At 68.5% G+C, this 10,869-nt stretch carries 7 protein-coding genes and 1 pseudogene; 2 read left to right on the top strand and 6 right to left on the bottom strand.

Going from position 1 to position 10,869, the window contains the following annotated elements:
• The first annotated feature begins 234 nt into the window (after nt 1-234).
• Entirely contained in the window at nt 235-786 is a 552-nt protein-coding gene (locus tag E3T37_RS11240; protein ID WP_166806097.1) for a VanZ family protein, read from the top strand.
• Nucleotides 787-1,041: 255 nt separating this feature from the next.
• On the opposite strand, the gene E3T37_RS11235 is transcribed toward E3T37_RS11240, so the two are convergent.
• On the bottom strand, nt 1,042-2,178 hold the full coding sequence (locus tag E3T37_RS11235) for an LCP family protein (protein WP_166806096.1): 1,137 nt from the start codon (nt 2,176-2,178) through the stop codon (nt 1,042-1,044).
• A gap of 150 nt (nt 2,179-2,328) precedes the next feature.
• Nucleotides 2,329-3,426 (bottom strand): LCP family protein, encoded by a 1,098-nt coding sequence (locus E3T37_RS11230; protein WP_160141029.1) that lies wholly within the window; start codon nt 3,424-3,426, stop codon nt 2,329-2,331.
• Nucleotides 3,427-3,562: 136 nt separating this feature from the next.
• On the opposite strand from E3T37_RS11230, the pseudogene E3T37_RS17405 reads away from it, so the two are divergent.
• Nucleotides 3,563-3,697 (top strand): annotated as a pseudogene (locus E3T37_RS17405) (UTP--glucose-1-phosphate uridylyltransferase); the annotation flags it as partial.
• Between the two features lie 10 nt (nt 3,698-3,707).
• Here E3T37_RS17405 and E3T37_RS11220 read toward each other — a convergent pair.
• The 4 genes from E3T37_RS11220 to E3T37_RS11205 form a co-directional block, all read right to left on the bottom strand.
• On the bottom strand, nt 3,708-4,481 hold the full coding sequence (locus tag E3T37_RS11220) for an HAD-IIB family hydrolase (protein ID WP_134366867.1): 774 nt from the start codon (nt 4,479-4,481) through the stop codon (nt 3,708-3,710).
• Nucleotides 4,482-4,663: 182 nt separating this feature from the next.
• The gene (locus E3T37_RS11215) at nt 4,664-6,205 is read right to left on the bottom strand and encodes an HNH endonuclease signature motif containing protein (protein WP_134366866.1); all 1,542 of its coding nucleotides are present in this window, start codon (nt 6,203-6,205) and stop codon (nt 4,664-4,666) included.
• A 350-nt stretch (nt 6,206-6,555) separates the two neighbouring features.
• Complete coding sequence (locus E3T37_RS11210) at nt 6,556-8,292, bottom strand: DUF4012 domain-containing protein (RefSeq protein ID WP_134366865.1); 1,737 nt, start codon at nt 8,290-8,292, stop codon at nt 6,556-6,558.
• Nucleotides 8,293-8,451: 159 nt separating this feature from the next.
• Entirely contained in the window at nt 8,452-10,686 is a 2,235-nt protein-coding gene (locus tag E3T37_RS11205) for an ATP-binding domain-containing protein (RefSeq protein WP_174844097.1), read from the bottom strand.
• Nucleotides 10,687-10,869 lie beyond the last annotated feature (183 nt).

Here is a 10,869-nt window from a genome sequence, read left to right as displayed (position 1 = left end):
CGGCGGTCGGCGACGGTCGGGCGCGGGGCCGGCGGTCGGCGACGGTTGGGCGCGGGGCCGGCGGAGGTTGGGTGCGGTGCGGTCGGAGGTTGCGCGGGGCCAGACTGGGAGCGGGGCCGGGCCGACTGGCATGCGCGGACCGACCCGTCTAGGGTGGTGAATCCGACAGTGTTGCGGTCCTCCACCCGGCACGGTCGTCGGGGGCCGACCGCTCAGACCCCGAGAGGTGATGACGTGGCCGGCCTGAACCCCGACTCTCCCGCCGCACCACTCCCCGGCTCCCCCACTTCGGGCACGCCCGCCGCGGACTCGCAGGGGCGGGCCCGGCTGCGCCGGTGGGCGCTGCGACTCGGGCTGGCCTATCTGGTCGCACTACTCCTGATCGCATTCTGGCCGACACCGGTGGACCGGGACGCGCACGATTTTCTGCTGGCCGCCCTCGGCTGGCTGCAGGGGCATGGCGCTCCGGGCTGGGTGCGCTACGACCTGGTGGAGTTCATGGCGAATGTCGTTCTGTTCGTCCCGGTGGGGATGATCGTGGTGATCCTGGCCGGCTCGCGCCGCTGGTGGCTGGCCGTGCTGGCGGGTTTCGCGGCGAGCTGCACGATCGAGCTGGGCCAGCTGATCTTCCTGCCGGCCCGGTTCGCCACCCTATCCGATGTGGTCGCGAACACGGCGGGTGCGGCCGTGGGCGCCGTGCTCGCCCTGATGCTGCTGCCGCTGCTGCAGGCGCTGGCGCTGGCGGGATCGGCTCGCAGGTCGACTCGCGGGCCGACGGGCGTTTAGCTGCCCAACGGGTGGCTAATTCAGGAGAACCGGGGTGGACGCCGGCCTCAGCGCCGAAAACATGGGGCGGCGGATGGCCGGGGCCGGGTTTCTCCTGAATTCGCCACAGGGGGCCGCAGAACAATGGGTAGTTGGGGGCAGCGCGGATCCGTCGTGCATAACTCCTGCAGATCGTTCGGAACAGGCCGGGTTCGACCCCAAAACGGCCTTTCTGCCACAAATTGCAGGAGTTATGCGCGACAGCCCGGCCCCCGGCTAGCCCCTCGCCTGCAGCTCGGGCTGGTAGTCGCGCATGGTGTCGGTCTGGAGGCCCTTCTGCACGGCGGCGAGGCCGACCCAGTCCACGTGCACGATCGACTGGCCGTCGGAGGAGGTTCCCGTTCCATCGGTCGGCATCGTGAAGAAGGTGACCTGCGGCTCCCGCACATCCCGCAGCTCCCAGCCCAGCGAGGTCAGGTACGCGGAGTCCAGGCCGTCATCCACGGCCAGGAAGGGGGTGAGCGTCTTCAGCAGACCGGACAGCTTAACCGGATCGGCGAACACGGACCTGTGCATGGCCGCGGTCAGAAGCCCGCTGATGATGAGCTGCTGGTTGCGCACCCGCTGGAAGTCGCCGTCCTGGAACGCGTAGCGCTCCCGCGCGAACGCGACGGCTTCCTTACCGTTCAGGTGCTGCGAGCCCGCATCGAAGTGGTGCCCCTTGAAATGGTAGGAGTCGAAGGCGATCGGGTTGTCGATGTCGACGCCGCCGAGGGCATCCGTCGCCTGTTCGAACCCGGAGAAATCGACCACGGCCACGTGATCGATGCGGGTGCCGAGCAGGTTTTCCACGGTCTGCACGGCCAGCGGCACCCCGCCCCACGAGAGCGCAGCGTTGATCTTGGCCTGCCCGTGCCCGGGCACCTCAACCCAGCTGTCGCGCATGATCGACATGACGGAGAGGCTCTTGCGATCGGCCGGCACGTGCACGACCATCATGGTGTCCGATCGCTCACCACGGATGCCGGCGAGGTCCTTCCCCGTGGCGCCGCGGGTGTCCGATCCGAGCAGGAGGATGGTCTGCGCCTGCCCAGCGGGCACCCCGCCCAGGACCGCGGAAGGGTCGAGGGGCCCGGCGGGGGCATTCGCTGCGGCGACGCCCGCCGTGCCCGGCGCCGCTTGCCCAGCCTGCGGGCGGGAGGCCTCCTCCGGGAAGGCGTTCGAGATATTCTCGGTGCCGCTGTCGAAGGCGCGGGTCAAGCTGAACGCATAGACGCCGCCTGCGGCGACGGTGACCAGCAGAACCGTGCCGAGCGCACCCAGGGCGATCCGCCAGGGATGACGTTTGCGCGGCGCTGCGTGCGCCGGGCCGGGGGGTTTGTGGCGCAGAAAATCGTTGATTCCGTTCGGCATTCGGGTTGCCTCCTGTGGCCGCTCGAGCGAACGGTGACGACACCATAGCCCGACCTTTTCCCGGCGGATATGGGCCGTTCCCGACGCCCGGGGCCGGCACTGCGCACGCCACGGCATCCGCCGATCCATGGGGGCAAAGATCGAGGGCTGCTACCGCATCGTCTTCAACTCGCGGTCGTAGGCGGCCAAGGTATCGGTCTGGAAACCCTGCTGCACGACCGCGAGCCGGGCCCAGTCCACGTGCACGATCGCCTGACCGTCTGAGGAGGCTTCCGATCCGGCGATCGGCATCATGAAGAAGGTGACCTGTTTTTCCGGCACGTCCCGCAGCGCCCAGGCCAGGGAGGCCAGGTAGGCGGAGTTGAGGCCATCGTCGACGGCCAGGAAGGGCGTGACCGTGCCCAGCAGACCCGACGTCTTCACCGGATCGGACAGCATGGAATTGCGCATCGCCCCCATCAGCAGGCCGCTGATAAGGAGTTGTTGGTTGCGCACCCTCTGAACGTCGCCATCCTGGAACGCTGCCCGCTCGCGCGCGAACGCGACGGCCTCCGCGCCGGTCAGGTGCTGGGAGCCTTTATCGAAGTGGTGCCCCTTGAGGTGGTCTGAATCGAAGCTGATCGGATTGTTGATGTCGACTCCGCCCAGGGCATCCGTCACCTGTTCGAACCCGGAAAAATTGACCACGGCCACGTGATCGATGCGGGCGCCGAGCAGGGTTTCCACGGTCTGAACAGCCAGCGGCACCCCACCCAGGGAGATAGCCGTTCTGATCTTCGCTTGCCCGTGCCCGGGCACTTCGACCAGGCTGTCGCGCAGGATCGCCATGACGTAGAGGTTCTTGTGATCGGCCGGCACGTGCACCACCATCAGGGTGTCCGAGTGCTCATCACTGACGTTGGCAAGTTGTGTCCCCGTGGCTCCTTTGGTGTCCGATCCGAGCAGCAGGATGTTCTGCGCCTGCCCCGCGGGCACTGCGCCCTGCGCCGAGGACGGTGTGGCAGCGCCCTGCGGCGCTGTGATGGCTTTGGGGCGGGACGCCTCCTTCGGGTAGGCGTTGGAGATCTTCTCGGTGCCGCCGTCGAAGGCGCGGGTCAGGCTGAACGCGAAGATTCCGACGGCGGCGACTGCGACCACCAGCACCGTGCCGAGCACGGCCAGGGCGATGCGCCAGGGGTAACGTTTGCGCGGAGCCCGGTGGAACGGGCCGGTCGTTTCAGGGCGCTGTGCGTTCTTTCCGTTCGGCATTCGGGTTACCTCCTGTGGCCGCTCGAGCGAACGGTGACGACACCATAGCCCGGCCTTTTCCCCCCGGATACGGGCCATTCCCGAAACACGTCACGCCCAGGAGAGAACGGCGCCCCAAACCTGCGCTGATGGCCACTTCCGCGGTCGCCGGTATGACACCGGCGACCGACTGGACTGCATCAAGGCCGTTGTGCAACTCGCCGTGGACCGCGAGGACCTCGGCCCGGGCCTGCGACCGTGGCTGCACGAATTTGTCGCGGGGCTCGGCTGAGCGCCATCCGTCAGGCGGAGACGGCCTCGAGCTGCGGGATCAGCGTCTCGAGGAACGCGGCGGTGTCTTCCCAGCCCTCCACGGCGACGCACTCGACCCCGAGCACCTTCACCGGGTAGTCGTTGCCGTTCTCGTCGAGGCGGTCGCCGACGAAGAGCATCTCGTCGAGGGGCACCCCGGTGAGCACGGCGAGCTTGTTCATGCCGTAGGCCTTGTCGATGCCGCGCCGGGTGATGTCCACGGACGTGGACCCGCCGGAGCGCACCTCGAGGTCGGGCAGCAGCGCCTGCACCGCTTCGCGCAGGGCGTTCTTCTTCTCGCCGGTGGGGTCCCACGCGGTTTTCGCGGCGACCGGGGCCGCCTGGCCGAGAGCGGAGAAGGTGATCTGCGAGCCGCGGTCCTCGAGAATCGGGCCCCAGGTCTTGCTCTCCCAGTAGCCGAGCGAACGCGCGGATATCTCGACGGCGTTGAGGGCATCCGTCTTCTCGGCCTCGGTCAGGTATTCGGCGTAGATCTGGGTCCAGGCTCCGTCGACGTGGCGGAAGTACTGGGTGCCGCAGGTGGGCATCAGGTGCAGCCGCTCGAGGGCCTCATCGCTGACGCCCTCGAGGTTGTCGATCAGCTGCATGTGGAACTGCGCGATCTGCCCCCCGGAGATGACGCAGACCTCGACGGCGCCGAGCAGGCGAACCATAAGGGCGGCCATCCGCGGGTCGAGTGGGGACTTGGAAGCGGCGAGGGTGTCATCGAGATCGAAGGCCACCAGGCGGGGAAGGGTCGTCATGTGTGCGGTTCCTTTAATTGGCGCAAAGCCGGCATTGCGGCTCGGAGCTTGACGTCACCTATGCGCGACGCCCGCAAAAAGTGTACAGCCGGGGGCTGACGGATGCCCGTGCGCGGGTTTCAGAGGACGAACCGGGCGGGCACGGCGCAGGGGCGGGGCTCGAGCAGCTGGACTGGTGACGGTTAGTGGGTCGAATCTGTGGCGCTGGGGTGGGCGCGAGCCGGGGCGCGGGCGCTGCGATCGCGGCCGGCACCGCTGGCCCGGTGGGCGCGGTGGTCCTGGCCGGGAACCCAGGTGCGGGTGGGATCGAAGCAGACCGGTGCCATGACCTCGGGTTTGCCCCGGACCATGCGGATCAACCACCCCGATGTCTCGATGCTGTGGTGATGGAACCAGCAGAGCAGCACCCCGTTGTCGATGTCGGTGGGGCCGTGGTTCACCCACGGGATGATGTGGTGCACCTCCGCCCAGGCCGCGTTCACCTGGCAACCCGGGATGATGCACCCGCCGTCGCGGGCGGCGATGGCGCGGCGTTGGGCCTGGGTGAAGAATCTTTCCTTCCCGCCGAGGTAGAGGACCTCCCCGTCCACGCCGAAGAGGATCTTGCGGTACCCGCCGGCGCAGATCAGCTGATTCACGGTGCGCATCGACACCGGGGCTTCGACCCCGTCGATCCACCCCACCCCGTGCTCATCGGCGAGGTCGACCGCGTTCACGTGCACCATCACGGTCGGGGCGGCCCCACCCATCTTCGGGGTTCCCGGTGCGCGCGACGCGGCCTCGAACACCCCGCGGAGGATGTCCGCGCGTTTCTCGCCGCCGTTCCGGTCGTCGCTCAGGGCGGCGGCCTCGGCGCCGGGGATGAGCTCCCCGGAATCCATCAGCGCCTGCTCCTCCGCACTGGGGAATGCGGGTGCCGCGTGGGCGGAGAGATAGGTGTCGAAGATGCCGTTCATGATGCCGCGGAGCTCCGCGGTGACCGCTCCCCGCAGGGGGTAGAGGCCGTCGCGAAGCAGGCCGAACCCGACCGTGCTGCGCGGCTCGGCGACGTCTTCGTTCGGCGCAGTGCCGTCCGGGTCGAGCCGCGCCTGCCACTGCACGGCCATACCCCGGATCAAGTCCGCCGGGAACGCGAACCCTTCCCCCGGCAGCCCCTGGGTCTCCTCGGTCACAGCGCCGGTCGCGGCGGCAACCAGGGCCCGCTCAGCGGTGAGGAGGTCGTCTGGAGCGACGCTCGGACTGACCTTGTCGAGGGTGGTGACGATGGCTTCGGCAGCGTCCACGCCCAGATCGCCTGCACTCAGGCCCGCGGCGACAGTCGAATAGTACGGGGGCAGCATGCTGGTGCCGGCCCGGCGCTGGCCGACGTTCCCGCCGAGCCGCACGCGACGGTTGGCCTCTCGCGCGGAGACCCGGGTGAGGCGCGTGATGAGGTCGATGCCGTTGCTCGCCCCTTGCTTCCAGGCCAGGGAATCGTGGCCGAGGATGCTACGGGAGCGGTCCGCGACATCCGTTGCAGTGGAGACTCGTGCCGCATCCACGCTGCGGCCGAGGTGCTCGACCGCGCCGAGCACGGCCAGGGCATCGGTGTCGGACAGTAGCGATAACGTTATGTCAGCGAGGGCTTTGGCTATTGCCCGAGCGGCCTGCTCGATTCGCTGCGCAGGTGAATCTGCCGCCTCTGCCGGGGCGGCTGGTGACTGCGGTGCGGATGCTCCTGCCATGCCCCGATTTTAGCAAAAAGCGTACGTGTTGTCGAGACTATCTCAACTATTTATCAAAATGTTTCGCAGTTAGTTACTAATGAGGCTGGTATTACTCGTGGGACTCGATGGCCGGCGAGGCGCCGCAGAACCGGGCCCGAGACGGCGCCGAACCGTGAGTTGCGACCCTCTTCAAGCAAGAAACAGGGTCGAAACTCACGGCTCGGCGAAGGAAGCGGGGCTCGTAGGATGACCGGCGCAAACCGCAGGCAGGCGTGAGTGGGGAGTGGGCCAGGGAGGGGCAGCGCGAGCAGGGGCGGCTACTGGCAGGGGCGGCTACTGGCAGGGGCGTCGAGGGTGAGCCGGGGCGGCTACTGGCAGCCGGGGGCGTCGAGGGTGACCGTCGTCGGGTGCAGCATCGGGGTGGTCTGCAGGGCTGGAGCCGCGTAGGTGCCCTTCGGGCCGGCGAAAACGGCCGTGACCGCGCTCGACTGGCCGGGCTTCAGCATGACCGAGAACCGGGCCACCGGCCTGCCCAGGTCGTCGGTCGTGAGCTCGAGGTCGGCGCCTTTCGCGGAATCGATCGACGACGACACGAAGGTCGTGCCGGGAGGGCCGTAAACGAAGACCTCCGTGCGGAACTGTTTGGCGCCCCACGGCGCGCTGGCCACGTAGCCCGGAAGTTTGGCGGCCAGCTCGGGCGTGAGGGTGGAGCGGAGGTTGGCCTTCGTAGTGAATGTGGGGGTCTCGGCGGTGCAGACGTTCGTACTGAGGGTCGCGGCAGTCTCGAGGTAGAAGTCCAGCTTGGATGCAGACATGTCACGGAAGAACACGCCCGTGGTAGTCGAGTCACTGTTGGTCGTGGGCAGAATGCCGGCGATCGGAGTGCGCTCGAGAATCTTCTGCTCGTCGGGGTGCGCGCTCCACGCCATGATGCGGTGCTCGGTGACCCCCTGGGTCACGGCCTTCAGCATGTCCTGCGGGTCGCCCTGAGAGTTCGTCACGGCGTCAAACATGGTCTTGGCGGCCTTGGCGAAGAACGCGTCCGTCTGATCGGGGCCGTCCTTGCCCTGGTAGCGGAAGTAGATCTCGTTGAGCAGCAGGGACACGGCGTTGTCTTTCGACAGCACGTCACCCGTGCTCATCGTGACCGGTCCGGTGGCGCCGAGCATGTGCGCGAGTGCCGCCGGGTCGATGGAGATGACGCCGTCGACGGTGCCGCCGAGGTCACGCTGCCAGAACGCCTGAGTGATCTGCGCAGCAGTCGGGAAATCAGGCCGGCTGGTTGCGAGGTTCAGCCTGGTGAACATCAACGGGGTGAAAAGTGAAGAAAGCTTTGGGTCTTCGGCGACAGCCGACTGCGCGTCGTCTCGTACGAAGCTCTGGCTCGACGCTTGCCGGCCGATGCTGATCGAACCGTCGTCGACCGTGACCTCGGTCAAGGCCGCTGCGGTGCCTCCGAGCGCCGTGGTCTCGGCAAGGTTCTGGAAAATCAAGATGTAGTTTCGTGGCCCCGAGGCGCCCATCATGGCGGGCGCGACCGAGGTGAACGAGCTCACCTCTCCGATCGTGGCCGCAGCGCCGTCGAGCATGGTGGAGAGTTTGGTGCCGGCTGCGCTGACCTCGTCGATAGTTCCGTCGAGCTTGATCGCGCCCACGGATGCCGCCGCCGAGTCGAGCGCCGTGCTCGCCGTTGTCAGGGCCGCGTTCAGGTCCACGATCGGCGCCAGGTTGATCTTGCCGTCAACGGGTTTCAGCGACGCCGCGCTGAGGCCCGACGCCACCGTCGCGACCGGCGCGACCGCGTCCTGCGCGACCACATCGATGGCTTCTGCCATCTGGCGCACGGCGGTGAGGTTGGCGCCGGCGAACGGAACGACTTCCGCCGCCCGCCAGAGTGGGTCATGGGCCTGGTCGACGGCCTTGCCCGTAGCCGCGGAGAGCTTCGTGGAGGTGGTACCGAGGCCGGTGAAATCCATCGCCGTGGCCTGGCTCTTGAGGGTGCCGACGAGAGTCTGCGCCTTCTCGAGCTCGGCCTTGGCCGCCAGTGCCCGGGAACCCACCCAGCCCCCGGCGATGGCGAGAAGTATGACGAGCCCGACCAGCACGGCGACTACGATCCACGGCCAGCGGCGCCGGCGTGTGATCCTCTGCAGTCAAGTGGGGGGCGGTGGCAGCGCGGTCGTCGCTTGATTCAGTCACCTACGAACGCTAACCCATGCCGGCTGTGAGCTCAGTATCGGCCGGCGCGAGAAGTGGCCCCAGCACTAAAGCCCGGCGGGCAGCGGCCCCGTCGCCACGAGATACAGGCGCTGGGTGGGCCGGGTCATGGCCACATACAGCGCGCCGGCGCCGCGCTCGGACGCCGCGACGATCCCCGCCGGGTCCACCACCACCACGGCATCGAATTCAAGTCCCTTGGAGTCGTGCGGGGTGAGCAGCGCGATCTCCTTGAGCAGGCCCTCCGCCCCGAGGCCCACAACGGAAGACCCGAACGAAGAGACCAAGGAAGCATGAACCCCGGCGAGCGCAGGCTCGAGCACGATCACTGCGACGGTGCCACCGAGGCCCAGGGCGCGTTCGCGGCGCACGGCGTCGGCGACATCCGTCACCGTTTCGATCGGCCACTCGCTGGCCCGCACCGACCGGGCCGGCGTGATCGGCAGGTCGTGGGCGAGGGCCATGGATTCCGCGGCCGATGCGATCTGGCTGGGCGTGCGGTAGTTCACGGTGAGCTCCTCGAGCCGCCAACGGTCGGCCTCGAGCGACCCGGAGAGCAGGGGCGCGAGGGCCTCACGCCAGTTCGAGGCGGCGGCCGCTGACGCCGCCTGCGCGATGTCACCCACGATCGTGAACGAGCGCAGCGGGCCGCGCCGCAACACCAGGCGCCACTGCATGGGCGAGAGTTCCTGCGCCTCGTCGACGACCACGTGGCCGTAGGTCCAGGAGCGGTCGAGGGCCGCGCGCTCGGCCGTGGTGGCCCGGTCGCCCAGCTCGGCGAAGTTGTCGGCGAGGGCCTTCGCGTTGACGAGCCCCTTCACCTCCATGTTCGAGATCGCCAGTTCGGCGTTTTCCACGTCGCGCTTGCGCTGCTCCTTCTGCTCGCGCTTCTGGGCCGCGTCGACGACGTTGTACTCGCCCAGGTGCTCGGCCGCCTCGTCGAGCAGTGGAATGTCGGAGATGGTGAACTCCGCGCCCCGAGGGCGGTGCAGCAGCGCGCGCTGGGCGGGCGTCCAGGTGGGCGTCAGCTGCGCCAGCCACTGCGGGCGAGCATAGAGGTCGTGCAGCAGCTTCTCGGGGGTGAGCGGCAGCCAGGCCGTGTTCAGCGCCACCCGCACGTCGTCGGCGAGGCGCAGGTCTTCGCGCAGCATCGGCAGGTCGGTGTCGTCCATCGACCGGCCGTCTTTCTTCAACTGCGCCAGCCACTCCTTCGCCAGGGCGCCGAGCGCGTTCTTCACGAACGTGACCCGCGCCTCGTTGTGCGATTTGCCGGTGGCCCGCGCCCGGTGAATGGCGGTCTCGATCAGGTGCGGGTGCAGCGTCAGCCGGTCCCCGTTCACGACCAGCACCTGCGTCGAGGCCGGCACCCGCTGCCGTGAGTGCACGGCCCGCTCGATCAGCCGCGCCATCGACGTCTGGCCCTTGAGGGCCGCGACGGCCGGGGCATCCTCTCGGGTCGCGTCGACGCCCGGGTAGAGCTGGCCGACGGATGCGAGCACCACCCCGGTCTCCCCCAGCGACGGCAGCACCGCCTCGATGTAGTGCAGGAACGACTCCGACGGCCCCACGATGAGCACCCCGGAATTCTTCAGCCGATCCCGGTGCGTATATAAGAGGTACGCCGCCCGGTGCAGGGCCACGGCGGTCTTGCCGGTGCCGGGGCCGCCCTGCACGACGAGCACGCCCTTGAGGTCGGAGCGGATGATGCGGTCCTGCTCGGCCTGAATGGTGGAGACGATGTCGGACATGTGGCCGGTGCGCTGCGCGGTGAGGGCGGCAAGCAGCGCCCCCTCCCCCTGGTGCGCGGCCGCGGCGTCGCCCGTGAGCAGAGCCGCGTCGAGGATCTCGTCCTCGATCCGCACGATGTCCCGCCCCTTCGAGAGCAGGTGGCGGCGGGCGCGGGCCCCGAGCGGCGTCGCCGCGGTGGCCTGGTAGAACGCGCTGGCCTGCGGCACCCGCCAGTCCAGCAGCAGGGGCTGCAGGTCTTCGTCGCGCAGGCCGACCCGGCCGATGTAGCGGAAGAGGGAACCGGCATCCGCGTCGTCGGACGCGACCTCGAGCCGGCCGAACGCCAACCGGTCATCGACCTCGCGCAGCTGCACGATGCGGTCTTCGTAGAGCCGGGCGAAGGTGTCGCGTTCGGAGCGCGACTGGTGGTTGCCGCCCACGTCGAGCCGCCGCACCGCCGTGAGCTGCTGCTCCGCCTCGCGCTGCAGCGCGTCCAGGCGCGCATACAGCGTCGCCACGTAGTTCTGTTCCCGCTGAAGCTCCAGGTCGACCACTCGCACACCCCTTGAAATCCGAGCTTCAAGTTTAGTGGCGTTCGCTGGGTGCACCTCTCAGCCCAATTCTGGGGTCGCCCTCTCCCCTAGATGAGTGAGTCCTAATGGTCGTAGGCGATGAGGGATCGTTTGTTGGGTGTTCCGAGGAGCCAGTTGTGCCAGATTCCGGCGGCGAGGGCGAGT

The sequence above is a fragment of the Cryobacterium sp. TMT2-10 genome, from assembly GCF_004403075.1.
Classification (GTDB): Bacteria; Actinomycetota; Actinomycetes; order Actinomycetales; family Microbacteriaceae; genus Cryobacterium; species Cryobacterium shii.
This window is presented reverse-complemented; position numbering and strand designations above follow the sequence as displayed.